Genomic DNA, 25,388 nt, shown 5'->3' with positions numbered 1-25,388 from the left:
CACAAATGAAATTCACAGCTACCCAAATTGCCGGAATACTAGAGGGGGAAATTGAGGGAAATCCTCAAATCGCTGTCCATAAATTGTCTAAAATCGAGGAAGGTGAAAAAGGCTCTTTGACCTTTTTGGCCAATCCGAAATATACCGCCTACATTTACTCCACCAAAGCTTCCATTACCATTGTGAACAAGGACTTTGTTCCTGAACAAACCTTGAGTACCACTTTGATCAAAGTGGAAGATGCCTACAAATCTTTTTCCAAATTATTGGCCTATTACAATCAAGTGAAGAACAATAAGATTGGAATAGAGAACCCATCCTATATTTCAGGAAGTGCCCATTATGGTGAAGGGTTTTATTTAGGCGCTTTTTCCTATTTGGGAGAAAATGTGAAGATTGGGGACAATGTAAAGATCTACCCCAATGTTTTCATCGGTGACAACGTAAACATCGGAAATGATGTGATTGTTTTTGCCGGGGCCAAGATTTATTCGGAAACGGTTATCGGGAACAATTGTGTGATCCATGGCGGGGCCATCATCGGTGCCGACGGATTTGGATTCACCCCAAATGCCAATGGAGAATACAGCAAGGTACCCCAAACGGGCAACGTAATTTTGGAAGATAATGTGGACGTAGGAGCGGGCACAACCATTGACCGTGCCACTTTAGGTTCCACCATTTTAAGACGAGGCGTTAAGTTGGATAATCAAATCCAGATTGCCCACAACGTGGAAATTGGCGAACACACTGCCATTGCTGCACAAACAGGAATTGCAGGTTCCACCAAAATTGGAAAAAATTGCCTTATCGGAGGTCAAGTCGGGATTGTAGGTCATATCACCATTGGAGATAGGGTCAGGATCCAGGCGCAATCCGGTATCGGTAGAAACATAAAAAGTGATGAAGTACTCCAAGGTTCTCCAGCCTTAAATTATGGGGACTTCAACAAATCATACGTACATTTTAAAAATTTGCCCAAACTAGTAAATCAAATCTCCACCATACAAAAAAAGGTTGAAGGTGAACAAAATGAGCAATAAACAACGCACCATTGAAAAGAAAGTGACACTACAGGGAGTAGGGTTGCATACAGGCGAGAACGTAACCATGAGTTTTTTGCCTGCAAAGGAAAATCACGGGTTCGCGTTTAAAAGAATAGACCTTGAAGGTGAACCGATCATTGAGGCCGATGCCAATTATGTGGTGAACACCCAAAGAGGCACCAATTTGGAAAAGAACGGCGTTAAAATTCACACTTCCGAGCATGTTTTGGCAGCGTTGGTTGGACTTGAGATCGACAATGTCCTAATCGAATTGGATGCTCCCGAACCTCCAATCATGGATGGTTCTTCCAAGTTTTTTGTAAAAGCTTTGGAAGAAGCAGGTATCGTGGAACAAGACCAAGAGCGCGAGGAATACATCGTAAAAGATGTCATCTCTTATAAAGATGAGACCACCGGCAGCGAGATTACAGTAATTCCCGCAGATCATTACCAGGTGACCACTATGGTCGATTTTGGCACCAAAGTATTAGGGACTCAAAATGCCACCTTGGAAAAAATGTCCGACTTTAAGGAAGAAATTGCGGATGCCCGCACCTTTAGTTTTCTTCATGAATTGGAAATGCTGTTGGAACATGGGTTGATTAAGGGCGGTGACCTGAACAATGCCATCGTATATGTGGACAAGGAAATTTCCGATTCCACGATGAAAAAATTGGAAAAGGCCTTCAATAAAAAGAAGCTTTCCGTAAAACCCAATGGTATCTTGGACAATCTTACCCTTCATTATCCAAATGAGGCGGCTAGGCACAAGTTATTGGATGTGGTAGGGGATTTGGCATTGGCCGGAACCCGAATCAGGGGTAAAGTAATTGCCAATAAACCTGGACACTTCGTAAACACCCAGTTTGCCAAAAAGCTGTCGAAGATTATCAAAATAGATAAAAGAAATAAGGTCCCAACTTATGATTTGAACCAAACTCCTTTGATGGATGTGACCCAAATCATGAAAATGTTGCCGCACCGATCTCCATTTTTATTGGTGGACAAAATCCTGGAACTTTCCGATTCCCATGTGGTTGGGGTAAAGAACGTGACCATGAACGAACCCTTTTTCGTGGGTCACTTTCCTGGAGCACCGGTAATGCCAGGTGTACTTCAAGTGGAAGCGATGGCCCAGACCGGTGGTATCTTAGTGCTGAGTACAGTGCCTGATCCTGAAAATTACTTGACGTTCTTCATGAAAATCGACAATGTGAAGTTTAAGCAACAAGTGGTTCCTGGGGATACCTTGATTTTCAAATGTGATTTGATCTCTCCCATCAGACGGGGAATCTGCCACATGCAAGCCTATGCCTACGCTAACGGAAGATTGGTTTCTGAAGCGGAATTGATGGCTCAGATCGTAAAAACAAAAAACACAGAATCGTAGATGAACCAACCTTTAGCATACGTTCACCCTGGGGCCAAGATTGCCAAAAACGTGGTAATCGAGCCTTTTGCTACCATACATAACAACGTTACCATTGGTGAAGGAACCTGGATCGGCTCCAACGTCACCATTATGGAAGGCGCTAGGATTGGTAAAAACTGTAATATTTTCCCGGGAGCAGTCATTTCGGCAATGCCCCAGGATCTAAAATACCAAGGTGAGGAAACTACTGTTCAAATTGGCGATAACACCACTATTCGTGAGTGTGCCACCATCAATAAGGGCACTTCTGACCGAATGAAAACCGTAATCGGCAACAATTGTTTGATCATGGCCTATTGTCACGTAGCCCACGATTGTGTGGTGGGTGATGGTTGCATTTTCAGTAACAATTCTACTTTGGCGGGCCATGTTACCATTGGTTCCAATGTGGTTTTGGCGGGAATGGTAGCAGTACATCAGTTTGTGTCCATTGGCAACCATGCCTTTGTAACTGGTGGTTCCTTGGTCAGGAAAGATGTTCCTCCCTTTGTAAAGGCAGCAAGAGAGCCACTTTCCTATGTGGGTATCAACTCCATCGGGTTGAGAAGAAGGGGGTTCGACGCGGAAAAGATTCGCGAGATACAGAACATTTACCGTATCCTTTATCAAAAAAATTATAACAATACGCAAGCAGCATCCATTATAGAAGCAGAAATGGAGGCCACCCCGGAGCGCGATGAGATTCTTCAATTCATCAGAGATTCGCAAAGGGGTATCATGAAAGGCTATTTTAGTTCAAATTAATTTTATGGCAAATACTTCTGATATTAGAAAAGGGTTGTGCATCCGTTACAACCATGATATTTACAAAATTATAGAGTTTCTTCATGTGAAACCAGGTAAAGGTCCTGCCTTTGTCCGCACCAAATTGAAAAGTGTGACAACAGGTAAAGTGTTGGATAATACTTTTTCCGCTGGACATAAGATTGAAGACGTCCGTGTGGAAACCCGCACCTACCAATATTTATACCCGGAAGGTGAAACCTTCCATTTCATGAACACGGAGGACTACAACCAAATCTCCTTGCCAAAGGATTCCCTTGATGCACCTGATTTGCTGAAAGAAGGAGAGGTTGTGACCATTATCTTCAATGCAGAGGATAATAGCCCATTATCAGTGGAGATGCCTGCAAGTGTTATTTTGGAAGTGACCCATACTGAACCAGGGGTTAAAGGAAATACCGCTACTAACGCCACCAAACCAGCAACTGTTGAAACAGGAGCCCGTATCAATGTACCCCTTTTCATCAACGAAGGGGATAAGATCAAGATTGATACCGAAAAAGGCGCTTATCTGGAACGAGCTAAAGAGTAGGGGATGAAATTTCCGAAAGTCCACACCCTAAAGGAAATTGCGGAGCTTATCGGTTCCACTTTTGTTGGAGAGGAAACGTTTCCGGTACATGGCATGAACGAAATCCATGTGGTGGAAGCAGGTGATGTTGTCTTTGTGGACCATCCCAAATATTACGATAAAGCCCTGCAATCCAAGGCTACCATCGTTCTCATCAACAAAGAAGTGGATTGCCCAGAAGGAAAGGCATTGCTGATTTCGGACGATCCATTTCGGGATTTCAATAAATTGACCCGGCATTTCAACCCTTTTGTTAGTGCAAACAGTAACATTTCCAGTACGGCTGAAATAGGGGAGGGAACGGTCGTTCAACCTGGTGCGTTTATCGGCAATCAAGTGAAGATTGGCAAGAATTGCATCATCCATCCGAATGTTACCATTTATGATGGTTGTATCATCGGAGATAATGTAACCATTCACGCTAACACGGTTTTGGGTGCAGATGCCTTTTACTATAAAAACAGGCCTACAGGCTTTGATAAATTAGTTTCAGGGGGAACAGTGGTCATTGAAAACAATGTGGATATCGGCGCTTCCTGTACTATTGATAGGGGCGTAACCGCAGCTACGACAATCAAAGAAGGTTCTAAACTGGACAACCAGATCCAAGTGGGCCATGATACCATCATCGGAAAAAAATGCTTGATCGCTTCCCACGTTGGAATTGCGGGTTGCGTTGTCATTGAAGATGAAGTGATTCTTTGGGGCCAAGTAGGGATAACCAGTGGTATAACCCTTGGAAAAAAGGCTGTCATTCTGGCCCAATCAGGCGTGTCAAAATCCTTGGAAGGGGGCAAAACCTATTTTGGAAGTCCGGCCGAAGAAGTCCGAGAAAAGTTAAAACAAATGGCATCGGTTAAGCAGATTCCCGAAATCATGCAAAAACTGAAAAAGAATTAAAAAATCAATAGATTAAAACTTTAGTAAACCATATTTTTGCACCTATATTAAGTTAAACCTATGAGCGTCTTAGTAAACAAAGATTCAAAGATAATTGTACAAGGATTTACCGGTAGTGAAGGAACCTTCCATGCCGAGCAAATGATTGAATACGGAACCAATGTAGTGGGCGGTGTAACTCCCGGAAAAGGTGGCCAAGAGCACTTGGGCAAACCAGTTTTCGATACTGTGGCGGATGCCGTGAAAGAAGTTGGTGCCGATACCACGATTATTTTTGTTCCACCAGCGTTTGCTGCAGATGCTATTATGGAAGCTGCCAGTGCAGGTATCAAGGTGATCATCACAATTACCGAAGGTATCCCAGTGGCGGATATGGTAAAAGCTTACGATTATATTCAAGATAAAGACTGCACCTTGATAGGTCCAAACTGTCCAGGAGTCATCACTCCAGGGGAGGCCAAAGTAGGTATCATGCCTGGTTTCGTCTTCAAAAAAGGAAAAGTGGGGATTGTTTCCAAATCAGGAACCCTTACTTACGAGGCTGCCGATCAAGTTGTGCGTCAAGGTTTGGGAATCACTACGGCCATCGGTATCGGTGGGGACCCAATCATTGGAACCACGACCAAAAAAGCGGTGGAATTGTTGATCAACGATCCTGAAACAGAATGTGTGGTAATGATCGGTGAAATCGGTGGACAATTGGAAGCCGAAGCAGCTAGATGGTACAAAGCCAGCGGTAGCAAAAAACCGATTGTTGGTTTCATCGCCGGTGAAACTGCACCAGCAGGTCGTACCATGGGTCACGCCGGAGCTATTGTAGGTGGTAGCGATGATACTGCCCAAGCCAAGAAAAGAATTATGCGCGAATGTGGTATCCATGTAGTGGATTCTCCAGCTGAAATTGGCGCCAAAGTAAAAGAAGTGGCGGGATAACAGACCGTTAAATCTATTCTAAATCCCGTTTTTTAGCGGGATTTTTTTTCGTCTAAACCTAAAACAACAACTATATTTGGTGGATAACCATTCAAACACAATCATCTTATGAAACTTTTGGAAGGGAAAAATGTAATCATTACAGGAGCTAGTCGCGGAATTGGAAAAGGAATTGCCGAAGTATTTGGAAAACAAGGGGCCAATGTGGCCTTTACCTATAGTTCCAGTGAAGCACCAGCTTTGGAGCTGGAAAAAGAACTCACCGGAATGGGTGTGAAAGCCAAGGCTTACAAGAGCAATGCCGCCAGCTATGCAGATTCAGAAGCACTTGTGGCCCAAGTCCTGGAAGATTTTGATGGAAGAATCGATGTGTTGATCAACAATGCAGGTATCACCAAAGACAACCTTTTGATGCGTATGGGTGAGGAAGATTTTGATTCCGTGATTGAAATCAACCTGAAATCCGTTTTTAACATGACCAAAGCCGTTCAGCGCACCATGTTGAAGCAGCGCAAAGGTTCCATCATCAATATGAGTAGTGTGGTTGGGGTGAAAGGAAATGCCGGACAGACCAACTATGCTGCATCAAAGGCAGGTATGATCGGTTTTACAAAATCAGTGGCCCTCGAATTGGGATCCAGGAATATCCGTTGTAATGCAATTGCGCCTGGTTTCATCGAAACCGAAATGACCGATAAATTGGATGAGAAAACCGTACAAGGTTGGAGGGATGCCATTCCACTAAAACGTGGTGGATCACCTGAAGATGTAGCCAACGCCTGTTTGTTCTTGGCTTCTGACCTTTCTGATTATGTTACCGGTCAAGTGTTGAACGTGGATGGTGGCATGCTAACATAGAATGGATGGAATTGCGCACGGTACTCCTTATTGTTCTTGCAGCGGTTGCCGCGCTCATCCTAGTTTTTTATCAATACATCTATAAAAACCCACGCAAGGGGAATTTAAAAATCATATTGGCCGCAATGAGGTTCCTGACCTTGTTTTGCGGCCTTTTGCTTTTGATCAATCCAAAGCTTGTCAACAACGACTATTATTTGGAAAAAAGCAATTTGGTATTGTTGGTGGATGATTCTTCCTCTATGGATGAAGCCACATCCAAAGAGGAGTTTTCGGAAATTGTGGAAAAGATTCGCTCTAATCCACAACTGAACAATCGGTTTACCATGCATCAATATGCCTTTGGTTCCAATTTAGACGCAACGGATTCCATTCGGTTTGATCAAAACAACACTGATATTGCCAATGCGCTTTCCACGGTAGATCAAATTTTCCTCAATGGAACCAATGCTGTGGTTCTTTTTTCGGATGGAAACCAAACATTGGGTCGTGATTACGAATATCTCAATTTGAACCATCTGACTGTTGATCCGGTTGTGGTGGGCGATACTACGCAATTTGAAGATTTGGCAGTTGGCTTGATCAATGTCAACAAATATGCCTTTCTTAAAAACAAGTTCCCTGTTGAATCCACCATTCTTTATCGAGGTGCCAAGCCTGTTTCGGGAAGTGTATCCATTTCCATCAATGGAAAAAAGGTGCATCAGGAGCAGATCAATTTAAATGCAACCAAGAACAGTCAAACCTTGAATACTTTGGTTGAGGCAGCATCCGTAGGTATTAAGACCATAAAAGTGGAAGTAAGCTCATTGGAAAATGAAAGGAACACTTCAAATAATAGTAAGGAATCGGCCATCGAGGTCATTGATGAACAGACCAATGTGGTGATTGTTTCCGATATTTTGCATCCTGATATCGGAGCACTCAAAAAATCCATTGAGGCCAATGAACAGCGTTCCGTTTCTATAGTAAAACCCAATGTGGGTGCTAAGGAATTAGAAGATGCAGACATATTGATCTTGTACCAACCCACCCGAAGTTTTAGGGAGGTGTATACTTTTCTTCAAAAATCGGGGCTCAATTATTTTACGATTACAGGCAGCAAAACAGACTGGAACTTTCTGAACCAAGCGCAAAACAGCTTTTCCAAGGACAACAACAATCAAATGGAAGATATTCTTCCGGTTTTGAACAATGCCTTTGGCATTTTCAATTTGGGTGATTTTTCAGTGGAAGGATTTCCACCACTAATTGGAAGTCTTGGCGACATATCTGTATTAAGGGAATCGTCCCCCTTAATGTTTCAACAAATTCGGGGGGTTGATTTGGACAAGCCTTTGTTCACTATTATTTCCGAAGGAAAGCAAAGGGAAGCAGCCCTTTTCGGTGAAAATCTCTGGAGGTGGAGAGCACAAAATTTCCGTAATGAGCAAAGTTTCCAAAAGTTTGATGCATTTATGGGAAACCTCATGGTCTATTTGGGTTCCAATAATCAAAGGAGTAGGCTGGAACTGGACTATTCGCTGGTTTATGATAACGCAGGCATGGTGAAAATCAGGGCTTCTTATTTTGATGAAAGTTACCAGTTTGATGCCAACGCCCGGATAACCATCAAAGTGGAAGGAAAAGAAAATCAATTTGTTAGAGAGGTGCCCATGCTATTGAGAGGTTCTTATTTTGAAGTGGATTTAAGTGACCTTCAGGCCGGGGATTATAATTTTACGGTCACCGTTGCCGGAGAAAATCTAAGTCGCTCCGGAACTTTCAAGATTTTGGATTTCAACCCGGAGAAGCAAATGTCTTCGGCCAATTATCTAAAGTTGAACCGATTGGCACAAAAAAATCAAGGAAAGCTATACTACGTAAACCAAGTAGACTCGCTCATTAATGATTTGGCCACTTCAACACAATTTTTACCTGTTCAAAAGAGCAGACAGAATGTTGTATCTTTAATAGATTTCCGTATTTTGCTCGGATTGATGGCCCTTACCTTGGCTTTGGAATGGTTCATCAGAAAATACAACGGACTAATTTAAAACCACATAAACATGGACAAACTACCTAAAATTGCACTTCCTGCAATTGCGGCAATTATTTTCTTGATTATCCTCATTTCCAAATCGGCGGTTACCATTGGTTCTGGTGAAGCTGGTGTTCTTTATAAAACTTTCGGGGGAGGAGTGGTAACCGATCAACCGCCTTTGGGAGAAGGTTTTCATTTGGTTGCTCCCTGGAACAAAGTATATGTTTATGAAGTGCGGCAGCAAGAAGCTTTTGAGAAAATGCAGGTTTTATCATCAAATGGTTTGGAAATAAAATTGGATGCTTCCGCATGGTTCCAACCAAAATATGAAGACTTGGGCAAATTGCACCAAGAGAAAAGTGAACAGTACAAAGACCGAATCCTTCTTCCTGCCATACGTTCGGCAGCCAGAAGCGTCGTAGGTAGATATACTCCCGAACAATTATATTCCAGCAAAAGGGACGCCATTCAACAAGAAATTTATGAGGAAACGAAAACCATTGTGGATGGACAGTATATTCAATTGAATGAGATCTTGGTGAGGGATGTAACCCTTCCGGCCACCATCAAGGATGCCATTGAGCGTAAATTGAAACAGGAGCAGGAATCCCTCGAATATGAATTTCGATTAGTGACCGCCCAAAAAGAAGCAGAACGCCAGCGAATCGAGGCTCAAGGTAAAGCGGATGCCAATAAAATTTTAAGTGCTTCCCTTACGGACAAGATTCTTCAGGACAAGGGAATAGAAGCTACTTTGAAACTTGCCCAGTCCCCAAATGCCAAAGTAGTGGTGGTGGGATCAGGCGATGACGGACTCCCTTTAATTTTGGGAAATAACTAATTTCCCCTTTTTTGATAAAAAAATATGTTCTACATTTGGACTGTAATGAGAAATAAGAACGTACATCACCACCATTTTTATACTTGCCCTCAAGCGAGATAGAAATGTATTGTTGTATATAAAATATATTCTAACCCGTTTGAGAAATCAAACGGGTTTTGTTTTTGTACCCATTTGGTTTTTCGAACACAAAAGTTGAAGACATGACAAAAATTCGGATTGCTGTACAAAAGAGCGGTCGTTTAAATGAAGACTCCCTTCAGATCCTAAAGGATTGTGGTATTTCCATCGACAATGGCAAGGACCAACTCAAGGCAACAGCCGCAAACTTTCCTTTGGAGGTTTTCTATCTGCGCAATGGCGATATTCCCCAATATTTAAGGGACGGGGTAGTGGATATTGCCATCATCGGTGATAACGTTTTGGTTGAAAAAGGTAAGGACATTGCCGTGGCGGAAAAGTTGAATTTCTCCAAATGCCGCGTTTCACTGGCTGTTCCAAAGGGGGCAAAGTACAATTCCGTGAAAGATTTTGAAGGTAAAAAAATCGCCACTTCCTATCCAAATACCGTAAACGAATACCTGAAATCCAGAGGGGTTACCGCTGATCTGCACTTGATCAATGGTTCCGTGGAAATTGCACCCAACATAGGTCTGGCATACGGAATTTGCGATATTGTATCCAGCGGAAGCACTTTGTTCAAAAACAATTTGAAGGAAGTCGAAGTGATCTTGAAAAGTGAAGCGGTTTTGGCCGTTTCCCCTAAAATTTCAGACGAGCGAAGGGAAATCCTAAAGAAAATCCAATTCAGGATCCAATCGGTACTTCAGGCGCGTCAGAACAAATATATTTTGCTGAATGCCCCCAATGACAAATTGGAAGAGATCATTTCCATTTTACCAGGGATGCGTAGCCCTACGGTATTGCCTTTGGCAGAAGAGGGGTGGAGCTCGGTTCACTCCGTCATCAAAAGGGATACGTTTTGGGAAGTGATCGATGCCCTGAAACAGGCAGGAGCAGAGGGAATATTAGTTTGTCCAATCGAAAAAATGGTAATGTAATCAACAATGGAACCTCAATTCACCATCAAATGGATTCCAACGGAAAATCTCAATAGTATTCTTCCTTTGGCCTATATCTTGAACAGGGAAACCATTCCCATGGATGTGCTGCAAAATCGCTTGAATGAAATGATTCCGATGGGATACAAGTGCATCGGGGTGTATGACGAAGACGAATTGATCGGTATATGTGGGGTTTGGGTATTGAACAAACTGTATGCCGGTAAACACGTGGAACCGGACAATGTTATAATTTCACCACAATATCAAGGGAAGGGCATTGGAGATTTAATGTTGAATTTTTTGGATGACTATGCCCAAGAAATGGGTTGTGACCGTGCCGAAGTGAATTGTTATGCCAAAAATGTAAGAGGCAAAAAATTCTGGGAAGATCAGGGATATGAAGCCTTGGGCTTTCACTTGATCAAAATATATTGAAAATGAACAAGATTTTTTATCCAAATAAAAAAGACTGGGCAGGGATACTCAAACGACCGACCCAAACGGTGGCCGATATTGAGCAAACAGTGGAGGCTATTTTTAAAGCCGTTCAAAAAGATGGTGATCTGGCCATCAAAAAGTATACAGACCAGTTTGACCATGTGCAACTGGATTCTATTTTGGTGACAGAAAAGGAAATCCAAACAGCATCCGATTTAGTTCCAACCGATTTGAAAAAGGCCATTTCCTTGGCAAAAAATAATATTGAAAAGTTTCATGCCGCCCAGAAAACATCCAAAGTAGAAATGGAAACCATGCCGGGGGTGTTGTGTTGGCAAGAAAAAAGACCGATACAAAAAGTGGGGCTTTACATTCCAGGAGGCACGGCACCATTATTCTCAACAATCTTAATGTTGGCCATTCCGGCAAAACTGGCAGGTTGTGAAGAAATCATTTTGTGCACGCCACCGGACAAAATTGGCAATGTAAACCCAACCATCTTGTTTGCCGCTCAACTCTGTGGGGTAACCAAGATCTTTAAAGTAGGTGGTATTCAAGCGATTGCCGGAATGACCTTCGGAACAGAAACCATTCCCAATGTGTATAAAATATTCGGGCCTGGGAATCAGTTTGTTACAGTCGCTAAACAATTGGCCACCAAATATGGAGTCGCTATAGACATGCCAGCTGGACCAAGCGAACTTCTGGTTGTCGCCGATGATTCTGCCAATGCCGCCTTTGTTGCTTCGGATTTGTTAAGTCAGGCTGAGCATGGAACGGATAGCCAAGTAATCCTGGTTTCCACTTCTGAAAAGTTGATCAAAGCCGTTGAAAAGGAAATCGAATCTCAAATAAAAATATTGCCCAGAGTAACCATAGCGGAAAAATCAATCCAAAACAGCAAGTTGATCTTGGTGAAAGACGATGAGTCGGCTATGGATTTGATCAACGAATATGGCCCGGAACACTTTATTGTTTGTGTAGAAAATGAAGCATTTTACCTTCAAAACATTCAAAATGCCGGTTCGGTTTTCATTGGAAATTATACACCTGAAAGTGCTGGGGATTACGCTTCGGGGACGAACCACACACTTCCTACTAATGGCTATGCCAAACAATATAGTGGGGTGAACTTGGCCAGCTTCATGAAAAGCATGACCTTTCAAAAAATATCCAAGGAAGGAATAGAAACCATTGGTTCTTCCATTGAGTTGATGGCGGACGCTGAAGGCTTGCAAGCCCATAAAAATGCAGTGACGCTTCGCCTAAATACCATAAAACCAAACTAAATGTCAGGTCGAGCGTAGTCGAGACCTCAATGATATGACTAAAACCTTCAATATAAACAACATCGTCAGGAAATCTGTTGTGGCATTAAAACCCTACTCTTCGGCACGGGATGAATATGTTTCCGATGGATCGACCATGATTTTTTTGGATGCCAATGAAAACCCTTTTGAAAATGGCGTCAACCGCTATCCAGATCCATACCAAAGGAGCTTGAAAGCGGTTCTTGCTGAACAAAAAGGAGTGTCGGAAGGTAATATGCTTTTGGGCAATGGTAGCGACGAGGTTTTGGATTTGATTTATAGGGCTTTCTGTGAACCCAATCAAGATAATGTCATCACCTTGCCACCTACTTATGGCATGTACAAAGTATTGGCAGGAATCAATGCTGTTGAAAACAGGGAAGTGTTGTTGACCGCCGATTTTGAACCTGATGTTCCAGCAATTTTGGAAGCGGTTGATGAAAACACCAAATTAATTTTCATTTGCTCACCCAATAATCCAACAGGCAATTCCTTTACAAAGGAAAGTATTGAAAAGCTTTTGGAAACCTTTAGTGGATTGGTGGTCATTGATGAGGCCTATATCGACTTTTCCAACCAAGAAAGTTGGTTGAACAATTTGAAGCAATATCCCAACCTGATTGTAACCCAAACCTTGTCCAAAGCCTATGGACTGGCGGGAATCCGGTTAGGTATTTGTTATGCCTCGGAAGCAATCATTTCCATTTTAAATAAAATTAAACCGCCCTATAACGTCAACCAATTGACCCAACAAAAAGCTTTGCAACGGGTTTTGAATGAGGATGCCGTGCAACAGGAAGTCGTTCAAATTTTGGAGGAGCGTTCCAATTTGGAACAGGCTTTACAAAACTTGGAATTCGTGGAAAAACTATATCCTTCAGATGCCAATTTTGTACTCGCCAAGGTTGATAATGCCGATAAGCGTTATCAGCAATTATTAGATCAACATGTGGTGGTGCGAAACCGCAGCACCCAACCTCTATGTGAAAACACCCTAAGGTTTACGGTAGGGACACCAACTGAAAACAAAGTATTGATAGCCATTTTAAAGCAACTATAAACATGGGCAAAAAAGTATTATTCATTGATCGTGATGGAACCATTATCAAGGAAACCATTGATGAACAAATTGATTCTTTTGAAAAATTGATCTTCTATCCAAAGGCTTTCACCTTTTTGGGGAAAATTGCCAAGGAACTGGATTATGAACTGGTCATGATCACCAATCAAGATGGTTTGGGCACCGACATTTTTCCAGAGAACACTTTTTGGCCCGTACATAATTTCATTGTCAACGCATTTGAAGCGGAAGGAGTTGTTTTCGATAATGTCTTTATTGATAAAACGTTTGCAAAGGACAATGCCCCGACCCGTAAACCGGGAACTGGAATGCTCACGTCCTATTTTTCGGAAGACTATGATCTTGCCAATTCTTTTGTGATTGGCGACCGGTTGACCGATGTGGAATTGGCCAAAAACCTAGGAGCAAAAGGTATCTATATCAATGATGAAACCCATTTGGGAACAGGGGAAATCACGGTGAAACGAGAAGAGTTGGATTCCTACATCGGCTTGGAGAGTAACGATTGGGAAAAGATTTATGAGTTTTTGAAACTGAAAAATCGTGTTGCCGAAATCAGTAGAAAAACCAACGAAACGGATATCCAAATCAAGTTAAATCTGGACGGTACCGGTAAAAGTGACATTAAAACAGGATTAGCCTTTTTTGATCACATGTTGGACCAGTTGGCCCGTCATGGACAAATGGATCTAACTATTAAAGTCAACGGAGATCTGGAGGTGGACGAACACCACACTATTGAGGATACCGCTATTGCCTTGGGGGAAGTATTTTCCAAAGCGTTAGGCAACAAATTGGGCATTGAGCGCTACGGGTTTTGTTTACCCATGGACGATTGTTTGGCCCAAGTCGCCATAGATTTTGGAGGAAGGAACTGGCTGGTTTGGGATGCCGAATTCAACAGGGAAAAAATTGGTAAAATGCCCACTGAGATGTTTTTACATTTCTTCAAATCGTTCTCTGATGGGGCCAAGGCCAATTTGAACATTAAAGCGGAAGGTACCAATGAACACCATAAGATCGAGGCCATATTCAAGGCATTTGCTAAATCCATCAAAATGGCGGTAAAACGGGATGTGGAAAAAATGGTTTTGCCATCAACAAAGGGAATGCTGTAATGAAAATAGTGATTATCGACTACGGTGCAGGGAATATCCAAAGCATCATCTTTGCCATTAAACGATTGGGATATGATGCGATATTGTCCCATGATGCTAAGGAAATTCAAGATGCGGACAAGGTAATTTTTCCTGGAGTAGGTGAGGCCAGTTCGGCCATGGCCAAATTAAGGTCAAGTGGTTTGGATATCCTAATTCCAGAATTAGAACAACCTGTTATGGGTATCTGCCTAGGCATGCAGCTTATGTGTCATTCATCAGAAGAAGGAAATACAAATGGACTTGGCATTTTTGACCTCGATGTGAAGAAATTTTCGAATCAGGTAAAAGTGCCGCAGATTGGCTGGAACCAAATCACAGATTTAAAAACAGATTTGTTCAAGGGTATTCCCGATAAGTCCTACATCTATTTGGTTCACAGTTTTTATGCCCCAAAAGGCAAGGAAACTATTGCAACTTCCGAATATGGCTTGAAATACAGTGCTGCCCTTCAAAAAGATAATTTTTATGGGGTTCAGTTTCACCCAGAAAAGAGCAGTGATGTGGGAAGTGCCATTTTGAATAATTTTTTAACGGTTATCTAGATGGAATTCTATATTTCAGAGGACAAAGGAAAATTGGATGTCCCAAAGATTCACCAAGAAGTTACATCCACCTACTGGGGAGGAGGTAGGACCATGGACCAAACCTTGATGACCATTGACAAGTGCGTCTGTTTTGGTGTTTACGCCGATAAGGATGAACAAGTTGGTTTTGCCAGATTATTGACAGATTCCTTGATATTCGCCTACATTATGGATGTGGTTATCTTTGACCCCTATAAAGGCAAAGGATTGGGTAAAATGTTGGTGAAACATATCTTGGAACGACCCGATATTCAAATAGTTAAAACGGTAGCCTTAAAGACGAAGGATGCCCATAGTTTTTACGAAGCATTCGGATTTAAAAGGGTTGGAAATTCAGAAATGTGGTTGGCCATTGACCGCGCCAAATATGATTAACGTATGAGATTGATTCCTGCCATAGACATCATTGAAGGAAAATGCGTCCGACTCTCCAAAGGGGACTACGGAACCAAAAAAGTTTACAATGAAAATCCCGTGGAAGTTGCCAAACAATTTGAGGCACACGGCATTCAATACCTTCATTTGGTAGACCTGGATGGAGCAAAATCAAAGCACATCGTCAATCATAAGGTCTTGGAAAGCATTGCTTCCCAAACCAGTCTTAAAATCGATTTTGGCGGAGGTCTAAAATCGGGTGAAGACTTAAAAATTGCCTTTGAAAGTGGTGCTTCCCAAATTACCGGGGGAAGTATAGCCGTGAAGGATAAGGAAACTTTCTTGGAATGGTTAAAAACTTATGGGTCGGAAAAAATCATTTTGGGAGCTGATGCCCATAACGAAAAGGTGGCCGTTTCAGGATGGCAGGAAGAATCTAAGCAAAATCTAGTACCTTTTATACAGAACTATCAGAGGGAAGGCATTCAGTATGTCATTTGTACCGATATCAGCAAAGATGGCATGTTACAAGGACCTTCTTTCGAGTTATACCAAAAAATTCTGTCCCAAACCGAATCGGGGTTGAAGTTTATTGCCAGTGGAGGTATTTCCACCTTTGACGAACTCCCAAAACTGGCCGGAATTGGCTGCGAGGGTACTATTATTGGCAAGGCCATTTATGAAAATAGAATCAGTTTAAAACAATTGGAACAATACATTCTTGACAATGGATAAGGAAAAACAACTTCAGGATGAACTGACTTGGAACGTGGGCTATCGGATGAACGAAAGCCTTCGGATGATCAAAATTTGCTTGGACAAATTGCCAGAAGACAAAATTTGGCAGAAACCGAACGAGTCCAGCAACAGCATTGGAAATTTGATGTTGCATTTGTGTGGAAATATTACCCAATATGGGATTGCTTCCATCAAAAATGAAGAAGACAACCGCAAACGAGACGAGGAATTTTCAGCAACCTCTGGATTTTCAAAAGAGGAATTGTTCAAAAAACTCAGCGATACTGTGGAAGAAGCCAAAAGAACTTTTTATGAGGCTCCGTTGCAGGAATTGCTCCGCAAACGTTCCGTTCAGGGGTTTAATTTTTCAGGGGTCGGGAACATTATCCATGTAACAGAGCACCTATCATACCACACTGGACAGATTGCCCTTTGGACCAAGCTATTGGAAAATACCGATTTGGGCTTTTATGATGGGGTAGACTTGAATGTGAAGAACGAATAACATCATGCCGAACTTGTTTGGACATCATAAATGATGAATCAGAGTTTTGTCTACATATTGACCAACAAGTTCAGAACAACATTCTATATTGGGGTGACCTCCAATTTGGCCAAAAGGGTTGTGGAACATCGAGAAGGAAGAGGTTCAGCGTTTACTAAAAAATATATACTTACAGATTTGGTGCATTTTGAAGTTTTCTCGGATATCAATCAAGCGATTGCAAGGGAAAAGCAATTAAAGAACTGGCACCACGACTGGAAAGTTAATTTGATAAAAGAACAAAATCCATCTTTGGAAACCTTAGATTATTAGAATCAGACCCTGAAACAAGTTCAGGGTCACGATTGAAAATCAAAGATAGTTTTCGAAGAAAACGTCATACCGAACTTGTTTCGGTATCACATAAACCAGAATAAACCAATCACGAGACCCTGAAATAAATTCAGGGTGACGATTAAAGTCAAAAGATAGTTTTCGAAGAAAACGTCATGCCGAACTTGTTTCGGTATCACATAAACCAGAATAAACCAATCACGAGACCCTGAAACAAGTTCAGGGTGACGATTGAAAATCAAAGATAGTTTTCGAAGAAAACGTCATGCCGAACTTGTTTCGGCATCACATAAACCAGAATAAACCAATCATAAGATCCTGAAACTAGTTCAGGTAACAAAAATTTATGCTCACAAAACGAATCATACCTTGCTTGGACATCAAAAACGGACGCACCGTAAAAGGTGTCAATTTTGTGGACCTTCGGGATGCCGGAGATCCGGTGGAATTGGCATCCATTTATGCTAAAGAAGGGGCGGACGAATTGGTCTTTTTGGATATTTCGGCCACAGAGGAAAAACGAAAGACCTTGGCGGAACTGGTCTACCACGTAGCGGAGACCATCAACATTCCATTTACAGTGGGTGGGGGCATTTCTTCCGTGGAAGATGTGGATATATTACTCAAAAATGGTGCGGACAAAGTTTCCATCAACTCCTCAGCGGTAAAAAGACCGGAACTCATCAACGAGTTGGTGGCCAAATTCGGTTCCCAGTGTATTGTGGTCGCCATTGATGCCAAACAGGTTGATGGTGTCTGGAAAGTACATTTGGTGGGCGGTAAAGTGCCAACTGAAATCAACTTGTTTGATTGGGCCAAAGAAGTGGAAGAACGAGGTGCGGGGGAGATTTTGTTCACTTCCATGGACCATGATGGCACTAAAAATGGATTTGCCAATGAAGCTTTAGCACAATTGTCCGAATTAGTGAACATTCCCATCATTGCATCTGGTGGTGCCGGAGCCATTTCCCATTTTACCGATACCTTTATAGATGGGAAGGCTGATGCTGCCTTGGCGGCCAGTGTGTTCCATTTTAAAGAGATTGAAATACAAGATTTAAAGAACGAACTAAGGGAAGAAGGGATTCCCGTTAGAATTTAAGATATGAAATGCCCTCACACCTGATTAGGTTTATCAGCCGAAATAATGTGGCATTGCATCTGACCATTAAAAACAAATAAAAAAGAACAGATGAAAATTGACTTTACCAAAAACCCAGAAGGTCTTGTGCCTGCCATCATTCAAGATGCGAAGACCAAAACCGTATTGATGCTGGGCTATATGAACCAAGAAGCTTTTGACGTAACGCAAAAGAGTAGAAAGGTGACCTTTTTTAGTCGATCTAAGCAACGCCTTTGGACTAAAGGTGAGGAAAGTGGACATTTCCTGAACCTGGTCGATATAAAAGTAGATTGCGACAACGACACCCTTTTGGTTACTGTGAATCCCGTTGGGCCCACCTGTCACAAAGGGACGGACACCTGTTGGGCAAAAGAAAATGCCCAAGCTTACGGCTTTTTATCCACCTTGGAAAAGATTATAGAATCCCGAAAAAACGATCAGGACAATCCGGACAGCTATGTGGCTTCATTATTCCGAAAAGGCATCAACAAAATAGCCCAAAAAGTAGGGGAGGAAGCCGTGGAAACCGTCATTGAGGCCAAGGACACCAATGATGACCTTTTCTTGAACGAGAGTGCCGATCTATTGTTCCATTATTTGATCTTGTTGCAGGCCAAAGGCTATACATTGGATGATATTGCCAATGTCCTTGAAAAAAGGCACTAAGTGCTGGACATTAAATGGGTGGCCCAATCATTTTGAAAATGGAATCGTAACCCACTGAAATGAAACCGGCAACCATTCTTCTTGGTCGTTTTTTGTAAAAACCTGATTGTTTTGGGTGTAAACCAGTTGAATTTCAATAGGTTCTTTTTTTACATTTTTCTTTTTCATCAGTCCAAATGTTTTTTATACCGGTTACGGCCCATATTAAAAACACCCAGTTTGACCCCAATACCTCCGGAAAAACCATTGATCCTATCCACTGGGCTTTGCGCCAACTCAATTCTACTGGAGACTCTATACCTGAAACCAGCCTCCAATTGAACATATCTGGAAATGTTGAACAATACATTCATACCCGGCTCCAACACAAACACGGCATCAATATCATCATCATCCAAATCGACGTTCTCATCATTCACCACTGCATTGTGATCCACATAGCCTACGCCACCGCCACCGATCAAAATGGGAAAGGATAGGCTTACCCTGTTCTTGCCAAACAATATAGGTTCCAAATGTAACCCTCCATATACGGCGACAATATCATCGTTATTGTTGGTTCTCGGATTGAAGATATTTTGCTCGGAATACAGTATGTTGGCCATAAAACCTACTTCAAACTGTCTGTTGGCCACGTAGGCCACTTTTAATCCTCCGATATAGGTATCCTCTCCCTCGATTTCGCCAAAGTAGGTGGATAACCCCAGATAGACACCGTGCACCACATTCTTTCGGTCATTGAATGTAATGTATTGTCCATCGTCGTCTTGGGCGAACCCCATCATACCAAGCAATAGGAAAAAAAGTAAAGAAGTTGTTTTTTGATTGTTCATTTTTATTGATTTTCTGATTGATTCTGTTTTAAAGACAATGTATTTGGCAAAAGGTTGCATTTAGTGTTTTTTTAATTGTTTATGGTCACAATTCCCTTTTCCCCTTGTATGGAAATACTCCCTTTCCGTTCCTTTCCATAAGTGGCATCAATTTTTCGAAGCCTGCGGCTTTTGTCCAACATCTCGGAGCTTACGTTCTCAAAAGATTTGGGGAGCCGTACCACACCTTGCTCCAAGGTTGCCGTAAAGCGGTGGGGGAAATTGGTAACTGTTAGGGTAATATCCGCAGATTCTTGCTGTATGGCAATTGTGGCAGATGGATTTGTGATGGCATACACTTGAAAATCCGCAATCTTCATATTCATATCCACATCACCCGTCAACCGTTCCAATTTGAATGTGGTGAATTCCAGGTTTCCAAACAGAGACCCTGCTTCGTTTATAGCGATATGGTCCTTGTTCGAATACACCTCCAAGGAATTCACCAAATTGATATGGATTTCTGTACCATCACTTCGCAAACGTAGGTTTTTGGAATTTTCCATGTTCAATTCCCCTATTTTCAAGTCTATATCCGCATAGTTCAAGTCCTTGGCGCGGACTTTCCCATACCTCAAAACAATATCCGCCTTGTTCAGATTTTCCCCGATCCACAAATCACCGTGTTCGATTAAGGTATTGAGGGTTCCCATACAATTCTCAATGACCACATCCCCAAAACGGTTGGTGATCTTGAGTCCGGCTTTTACAGGAAGATAGACCTCATAATCTATTTGTACATGGCTGCGATCAAAGTCAATGGGGTTGGCCTTATTTAAAATATCGGCAAACCATCCTGTATTTTTATTGCCGATTTCCGAAACAATGGAAATATAGCCGTTACTGGTTTTGATCTTTGGGTTGATACGCTCCAGTAAATCCTCTGCATTCTCCTTTTTACGATGGTTTACCGTAACCGAAATGTTCATCAGAACTTTGTTCTGATCCCATCCCTTAAGCGTAATGTTCCCATATTTGTTCTCCAACTGAAACTCGCCAGAGTTCGTGAACGGGAAACTCTTTTCAATGGTTTTATATACCTTTTCCTGTGCCTTGGCAGAATGCACCGAAATCAGCAGCAAGGCCATCCATAGGACCTTTCTATAACGTATATCCATAATCATCTTCATTCGGTTTTTTAGATTCGTTTAATTGGTGTAACAAATTATCAATGAGCTCGATACGCTTCTTGTAGTTGCCCACAATGGCTTCCAGCACTCGTTCATTGTCAAGGTTTTTTTGCATTTCCTTCTTAAGGACTTCATATTCAGCGTCAAGTTCATCCATGAAGGACAGAAACTCTGCTTTGTTTTCTTCGGAAAGGGACTGATTGTTCTTTACCAATTGCACTTGGTAGGAGACCAAATCTTTGTAATACATATCTATTTCCATCAATTCTTTGGAGGCGTACTGTGTTTTGTTGGCATTGTTGTTCAACACCGCCAGTCCAAAAAACGAAGCAATGCCCAACAACAGTAACACCGAAGCAGCCACGCGAAACACGGGTCTTTTCCAGAGAGGGATTACCTTGGGTTTCTCTTGATGCAGTTCTTCTGAAATCTTGGCCCACATTTTGTCCTTGTCCGCCCTTCGTTCGTTGAATTGGGCTGCATGGTCCCTAATATGCTTTTCAAAATTGTCCATTACAGTTCATTGATGATTTCCAATAATTTTTTCTTGGCCCTGTGGTATTGTGATTTTGAAGTACTGGTAGAAATACCCAAAATCTCCCCAATTTCCACATGGTCATATCCTTCAATCAAATACAGATTGATGATTTCCCGGTAACCGTCCGGGAGCAGGGCGATACCCTTCTTCACTTTGTTTATATCCGTGGCCTCGGCCTCCACAGGTTCGTCATCCGTCAAGTGGAACTCATGGGCTTCCATGGGCACTACGGGGATACGTTTGGCTTTTAGGTGGTTGATACTTTTATTGATGACAATCCGCTTCAACCATGAACCAAAACTACTTTCATACTTAAAGTTGTCTAGGTTTTTAAAGGCATCCACAAAGCTGTCCTGTACAATATCCTCGGTATCTTCCGCATTGCCCAAAAAGCGGAACCCCACGTTGTACATAGCATCCACATAGCAGGAATACAGCTCGTATTGCGAGTTGCTATTGCCGGCTTTGCATTGCTCCACTATGGCCTTATGCGTAAATCGGATGTCGGTTTCCAATAGTTTAGGTTGATGCCTTGTCTCTTGCTAAAGACAACCGCAAAAGTAAAGGGTTGCACCATGAAGAAAAAAAACTTGTAAAAATCTGTCGATTGTAAAATTTGGAAAGAAAGATCCCATAAAAAAGCCCATGTATGCAACCCTTCCTTTTTTGACCTGTCTATGATGGTGAAAATTTCAAGTACAACCATCAAAACATCAAAAAATGAACAGGAAATCACAATTGGACCCAGCAATCAAATGTACCGTTTGGTTGCTGTGGTTTTTCTTTTTGGGCTGTATCCTAGCCATAGGCCAGACCAATCACACCATTAGCGGCACCATTACCGACAAAAGCAATGGGGAGACCCTATACGGGGCTTCCGTGTTCTTGGACGGCACTACCATTGGTGGGGTCACCAATGAATATGGATTTTACTCCGTTACGGCTCCGGAAGGCGATTATGTGTTGAGCATTTCATACATGGGGTACAGCGAAATCCGAATGAAAATCCATTTGAACCGCGACATTAAAAACGATGTGGAAATTTCCGAATTCTCGACCGAGCTGGATGAAGTGGTCGTCACCGCAGACGAACCGGAACGCGCCATATTGCGAAAACCTGAAATGAGTGTGGTGAAGATGAATATAGGTACCGTTAAACAGATGCCCGTGGTTTTGGGGGAATTGGATGTGTTGAAATCCCTTCAAATGCTACCTGGCGTTACCAATAACGGAGAGGGGACTGGAGGGTTCCATGTAAGGGGCGGAGCACAGGACCAGAACCTCGTACTGCTTGACGAGGCCATCATTTACAATACTTCTCACATGTTCGGGTTCTTCTCGGTCTTCAATGCAGATGCCATTAAAGATATGAAACTATACAAAGGCGGCATTCCGGCTAGCTTTGGGGGCAGGGTATCTTCCGTATTGGACATTCGACAAAAAGATGGGAACAGCAAAAACTTTGAACTGAACGGGGGTATCGGGGTTATTTCGAGCCGACTGACGGCAGAAGGGCCTATTTTTGGGGACAATGGTTCCTTTTTGGTCGCCGGTCGCCGGTCCTATGTCGATTTGTTGCTCAAGGCTGCGGGGGAAAAAAACAGCGTCAGTTTCTACGATCTTAATCTAAAGACCAATTACAGTATCAATCGTAATAACAAGCTTTTTTTGAGTGGTTATTTTGGCCGCGATGCCTTTAAACTGGGTAACGCTTTTGATAGTAGTTATGGGAATTCCACGGGCAATCTGCGTTGGAACCATATATTTAATGACCGATTGTTTTCCAATCTTTCTGCTATTTTAAGTCGATATGACTACGACTTGGAGTTCGCACAGGAGGAATTTGATTGGGTGTCTTCCATTACCAATTATAACCTTAAGTATGACTTTAAATATTATTTAAGCGACGCCTTCAAATTGGATTTTGGCATCAACGGTATTTATTATGATTTCAATCCTGGGGAAGTAAGTCCCACCGCCGAAACATCACCCGTGAATCCGTTAAAACTGGACCAGAAAAAAGCTCTTGAAAGTGGGTTGTATCTAAGTGCAGAGCACAAACTCAGTCCTAAACTCACGGCACAGTACGGCTTACGATACAGTGCTTTCTCCCGATTGGGCGGACAACCCATCAACACCTATGCAAACGATCAGCCCGTGGTATACAATCATGAGTTGGGCATTTATGAAAGGGGGGAAGCAATAGGGGAGACCAATTTCGCTAAAAGTGATGTTATTAAAAGCTTTGGTAATCTTGAACCCAGGGTTTCATTGGCTTATCTCCTGGATGAGGAATCATCCCTAAAAGCAGGTTTTTCCCGCACTGCCCAATACATTCATTTGTTGTCCAATACATCGTCCGCAACTCCTTTGGATGTTTGGACTCCCAGCGGTCCCTTTATCAAGCCCCAGTTGTCCAACCAATATGCGTTGGGATACTTTCGCAATTTTACGGACAAGATGTATTCACTGGAAGTAGAGACTTACTATAAAACCGTGGACAATAGAATTGATTACATAGATGGCTCCGATCTGATCGGTCAAAATACCATTGAGACCGAAGTTTTGAATGGCGAAATGCGGGCCTACGGATTGGAACTCCTCCTTCGGAAGAATGAGGGCGATTTTACGGGATGGATTGCGTACACCCTTTCCAAATCGGAACAGAGGACCTTGGGAGGAACGGCTGGTGGTCCCGGTATCAACAATGGTGAGTGGTACAATACATCTTTTGATAGAACCCATGACATATCCATATCGGGGGCCTATCATTTGGACGATCAATGGAGTTTTGGGACCAATCTGGTTTTTCAAACGGGTAGACCGGTAACTTATCCCAATGGGCAATACGTGTACGAAGATTTGTCCATAGCCAGTTATGCTCCCCGTAATTCGGATCGTTTGCCAGCTTACCATCGCTTGGATGTTTCGGTCAATTACAAACCCAGAAAATATCAGAATAAACGCTTTAAGGGAGAATGGGTACTTAGTATTTATAATTTGTACAGCAGAAAAAATGCCGCTTCCATCTCCTTTGGACAAAACTTGGAAACCGGGGCCAACGAAGCCACCCGAACCGCCATTTTTGGAATTGTACCCTCATTGACCTACAACTTTAAATTTTAAATCATGAAAACATTGAAAAAAATCATATTGGCCATTATTGTTATTGCTTTTGCCTCGTGTGAAGACGTGGTGGATGTGGAAGTACAAGAAGGCCCAAAACGACTGGTAGTGGAGGCATCCTTGGATTGGGAAAAGGGAACCGAAGGAAATATTCAGACCATCCGCTTGCGCGAATCCACTCCATTTTTTAACACCTATACCGACACTGGGGTCATAGGCGCCTCCGTAGTGGTAACGAATGATAGTAGTGGCAACAGCTACATTTTTGCCGATCAGGGCAATGGCGAATACCAGACCACGAGTTTTGAACCCGTTCTGGAACAGACATATTCTCTTAGGATCGAATACAATGGGGAGGTGTATACCGCAACCGAGACCATGACCCCCGTGACTGATATCACCCGTGTTTTTCAGGACCGTGAAGATGGATTTGACGACGAGGTATTGGAAGTCCATGTAGTGTTTAATGACCCAGAGGAAGAGGGGAACAATTACCTGTTCAAATTTCACAGGGAAGGTGATCTGTTACCCGATTTGGAAGAAGGGGAGGATGAATTCGTGAACGGCAATGAAATTGATTGGTGGTATGAAATCGAGAAAGATGAAGATACCGATACAGAGCCTTTTAAACCTGGCGATGTAGTGAATATTGAAATGCACGGGATTTCAAAAGCTTATTACGATTATATCAAGATTTTAATCTCCCAATTAGGCGGTGTTGGTCTTTTTGAGTCTACCCCAGTAGCCGTAAAAGGCAACTGTATCAATACTACAAATCCTGACAACTATGCGTTTGGGTATTTCAGGTTAACACAGGTTGTAAAGACGAGTTACACCTTTGTGGAAGAATAATTTAGGTTGATTTGATGCCAAGCGTCGGGTTTCTAGGGCTCGGCGCTTTTTTTGTCCGTAGCGTTAAGTTTTTTCTAAAGCCCTCGCCGTTACAGGGAAATGCTTT

The 25,388-nt window shown here is 42.4% G+C and carries 27 protein-coding genes and 1 pseudogene; 23 read left to right on the top strand and 5 right to left on the bottom strand.

Annotated features, from left to right (window positions below; all coding sequences use genetic code 11):
* Positions 1–5 precede the first annotated feature (5 nt).
* The 21 genes and pseudogenes from lpxD to hisIE form a co-directional block, all read left to right on the top strand.
* Positions 6–1,043 carry a UDP-3-O-(3-hydroxymyristoyl)glucosamine N-acyltransferase gene (lpxD, locus tag LKX84_RS11620; protein ID WP_228237335.1) on the top strand — a complete coding sequence of 346 codons (1,038 nt, stop codon included), beginning with the start codon at positions 6–8 and terminating at the stop codon, positions 1,041–1,043.
* Entirely contained in the window at positions 1,033–2,436 is a 1,404-nt protein-coding gene (locus LKX84_RS11615; protein WP_228237334.1) for a bifunctional UDP-3-O-[3-hydroxymyristoyl] N-acetylglucosamine deacetylase/3-hydroxyacyl-ACP dehydratase, read from the top strand. The genes lpxD and LKX84_RS11615 overlap by 11 nt, the downstream gene beginning before the upstream one ends.
* On the top strand, positions 2,437–3,222 hold the full coding sequence (gene lpxA, locus LKX84_RS11610) for an acyl-ACP--UDP-N-acetylglucosamine O-acyltransferase (protein WP_163634017.1): 786 nt from the start codon (positions 2,437–2,439) through the stop codon (positions 3,220–3,222).
* A gap of 4 nt (positions 3,223–3,226) precedes the next feature.
* Positions 3,227–3,793, top strand: coding sequence for an elongation factor P (efp, locus tag LKX84_RS11605; protein WP_228237333.1), 567 nt, complete (start codon positions 3,227–3,229; stop codon positions 3,791–3,793).
* Between the two features lie 3 nt (positions 3,794–3,796).
* Positions 3,797–4,732 (top strand): UDP-3-O-(3-hydroxymyristoyl)glucosamine N-acyltransferase, encoded by a 936-nt coding sequence (locus tag LKX84_RS11600; protein ID WP_228237332.1) that lies wholly within the window; start codon positions 3,797–3,799, stop codon positions 4,730–4,732.
* A 60-nt stretch (positions 4,733–4,792) separates the two neighbouring features.
* Positions 4,793–5,665: a succinate--CoA ligase subunit alpha gene (gene sucD, locus LKX84_RS11595; protein ID WP_228237331.1), complete on the top strand. Its 873-nt coding sequence runs from the start codon at positions 4,793–4,795 to the stop codon at positions 5,663–5,665.
* Positions 5,666–5,773: 108 nt separating this feature from the next.
* Positions 5,774–6,523 (top strand): 3-oxoacyl-[acyl-carrier-protein] reductase, encoded by a 750-nt coding sequence (fabG, locus tag LKX84_RS11590; RefSeq protein WP_228237330.1) that lies wholly within the window; start codon positions 5,774–5,776, stop codon positions 6,521–6,523.
* Between the two features lie 5 nt (positions 6,524–6,528).
* The gene (locus tag LKX84_RS11585) at positions 6,529–8,559 is read left to right on the top strand and encodes a VWA domain-containing protein (protein ID WP_228237329.1); all 2,031 of its coding nucleotides are present in this window, start codon (positions 6,529–6,531) and stop codon (positions 8,557–8,559) included.
* Positions 8,560–8,571: 12 nt separating this feature from the next.
* Positions 8,572–9,387: a prohibitin family protein gene (locus LKX84_RS11580; protein WP_228237328.1), complete on the top strand. Its 816-nt coding sequence runs from the start codon at positions 8,572–8,574 to the stop codon at positions 9,385–9,387.
* A 203-nt stretch (positions 9,388–9,590) separates the two neighbouring features.
* Positions 9,591–10,448, top strand: a complete 858-nt coding sequence (gene hisG, locus LKX84_RS11575; RefSeq protein ID WP_228237327.1) for an ATP phosphoribosyltransferase — start codon at positions 9,591–9,593, stop codon at positions 10,446–10,448.
* A gap of 6 nt (positions 10,449–10,454) precedes the next feature.
* Entirely contained in the window at positions 10,455–10,886 is a 432-nt protein-coding gene (locus LKX84_RS11570) for a GNAT family N-acetyltransferase (protein WP_228237326.1), read from the top strand.
* Between the two features lie 2 nt (positions 10,887–10,888).
* Positions 10,889–12,178: a histidinol dehydrogenase gene (hisD, locus tag LKX84_RS11565; RefSeq protein ID WP_228237325.1), complete on the top strand. Its 1,290-nt coding sequence runs from the start codon at positions 10,889–10,891 to the stop codon at positions 12,176–12,178.
* A 34-nt stretch (positions 12,179–12,212) separates the two neighbouring features.
* Complete coding sequence (gene hisC / locus LKX84_RS11560; protein ID WP_228237324.1) at positions 12,213–13,259, top strand: histidinol-phosphate transaminase; 1,047 nt, start codon at positions 12,213–12,215, stop codon at positions 13,257–13,259.
* A gap of 2 nt (positions 13,260–13,261) precedes the next feature.
* Complete coding sequence (gene hisB, locus LKX84_RS11555) at positions 13,262–14,398, top strand: bifunctional histidinol-phosphatase/imidazoleglycerol-phosphate dehydratase HisB (protein WP_228237323.1); 1,137 nt, start codon at positions 13,262–13,264, stop codon at positions 14,396–14,398.
* Positions 14,398–14,982 carry an imidazole glycerol phosphate synthase subunit HisH gene (hisH, locus tag LKX84_RS11550; protein ID WP_228237322.1) on the top strand — a complete coding sequence of 195 codons (585 nt, stop codon included), beginning with the start codon at positions 14,398–14,400 and terminating at the stop codon, positions 14,980–14,982. The genes hisB and hisH overlap by 1 nt, the downstream gene beginning before the upstream one ends.
* A complete protein-coding gene (locus LKX84_RS11545; RefSeq protein WP_228237321.1) occupies positions 14,983–15,399 on the top strand; it encodes a GNAT family N-acetyltransferase in 417 nt (138 codons plus the stop codon). It begins immediately after the preceding gene.
* 3 nt (positions 15,400–15,402) lie between these two features.
* Positions 15,403–16,134 (top strand): 1-(5-phosphoribosyl)-5-[(5-phosphoribosylamino)methylideneamino]imidazole-4-carboxamide isomerase, encoded by a 732-nt coding sequence (hisA, locus tag LKX84_RS11540; RefSeq protein ID WP_228237320.1) that lies wholly within the window; start codon positions 15,403–15,405, stop codon positions 16,132–16,134.
* Positions 16,127–16,642, top strand: a complete 516-nt coding sequence (locus LKX84_RS11535; protein ID WP_228237319.1) for a DinB family protein — start codon at positions 16,127–16,129, stop codon at positions 16,640–16,642. Before hisA ends, LKX84_RS11535 begins: the two co-directional genes overlap by 8 nt.
* A gap of 30 nt (positions 16,643–16,672) precedes the next feature.
* Positions 16,673–16,954, top strand: coding sequence for a GIY-YIG nuclease family protein (locus LKX84_RS11530; protein WP_317206473.1), 282 nt, complete (start codon positions 16,673–16,675; stop codon positions 16,952–16,954).
* A 367-nt stretch (positions 16,955–17,321) separates the two neighbouring features.
* Positions 17,322–18,077, top strand: a complete 756-nt coding sequence (gene hisF / locus LKX84_RS11525) for an imidazole glycerol phosphate synthase subunit HisF (RefSeq protein ID WP_228237318.1) — start codon at positions 17,322–17,324, stop codon at positions 18,075–18,077.
* 78 nt (positions 18,078–18,155) lie between these two features.
* Positions 18,156–18,764, top strand: a pseudogene (gene hisIE / locus LKX84_RS11520) (bifunctional phosphoribosyl-AMP cyclohydrolase/phosphoribosyl-ATP diphosphatase HisIE); the annotation flags it as partial.
* 27 nt (positions 18,765–18,791) lie between these two features.
* Here the strand turns inward: hisIE and LKX84_RS11515 are convergent.
* The 5 genes from LKX84_RS11515 to LKX84_RS11495 all read right to left on the bottom strand — a co-directional run bounded on the left by LKX84_RS11515 (position 18,792) and on the right by LKX84_RS11495 (position 21,819).
* Positions 18,792–18,932, bottom strand: coding sequence for a hypothetical protein (locus LKX84_RS11515; RefSeq protein ID WP_228237316.1), 141 nt, complete (start codon positions 18,930–18,932; stop codon positions 18,792–18,794).
* Entirely contained in the window at positions 18,932–19,597 is a 666-nt protein-coding gene (locus LKX84_RS11510) for a hypothetical protein (protein WP_147378606.1), read from the bottom strand. Before LKX84_RS11510 ends, LKX84_RS11515 begins: the two co-directional genes overlap by 1 nt.
* A gap of 71 nt (positions 19,598–19,668) precedes the next feature.
* A complete protein-coding gene (locus LKX84_RS11505; protein WP_228237315.1) occupies positions 19,669–20,760 on the bottom strand; it encodes a hypothetical protein in 1,092 nt (363 codons plus the stop codon).
* Positions 20,738–21,280 (bottom strand): hypothetical protein, encoded by a 543-nt coding sequence (locus LKX84_RS11500; RefSeq protein WP_228237314.1) that lies wholly within the window; start codon positions 21,278–21,280, stop codon positions 20,738–20,740. Before LKX84_RS11500 ends, LKX84_RS11505 begins: the two co-directional genes overlap by 23 nt.
* Positions 21,280–21,819, bottom strand: a complete 540-nt coding sequence (locus tag LKX84_RS11495; protein WP_228237313.1) for an RNA polymerase sigma factor — start codon at positions 21,817–21,819, stop codon at positions 21,280–21,282. The genes LKX84_RS11500 and LKX84_RS11495 overlap by 1 nt, the downstream gene beginning before the upstream one ends.
* A 205-nt stretch (positions 21,820–22,024) precedes the next feature.
* Between LKX84_RS11495 and LKX84_RS11490 the strand changes: the two genes are divergently transcribed.
* Together LKX84_RS11490 and LKX84_RS11485 are read left to right on the top strand one after the other, a co-directional pair.
* The gene (locus LKX84_RS11490; RefSeq protein ID WP_228237312.1) at positions 22,025–24,430 is read left to right on the top strand and encodes a TonB-dependent receptor; all 2,406 of its coding nucleotides are present in this window, start codon (positions 22,025–22,027) and stop codon (positions 24,428–24,430) included.
* A 3-nt stretch (positions 24,431–24,433) separates the two neighbouring features.
* Positions 24,434–25,282: a DUF4249 family protein gene (locus LKX84_RS11485; protein WP_228237311.1), complete on the top strand. Its 849-nt coding sequence runs from the start codon at positions 24,434–24,436 to the stop codon at positions 25,280–25,282.
* The last annotated feature ends 106 nt before the right edge of the window (positions 25,283–25,388 follow it).

Origin of the sequence: Allomuricauda sp. M10 (genome assembly GCF_020782875.1) — a bacterium.
GTDB lineage: Bacteria > Bacteroidota > Bacteroidia > Flavobacteriales > Flavobacteriaceae > Flagellimonas.
This window is presented reverse-complemented; position numbering and strand designations above follow the sequence as displayed.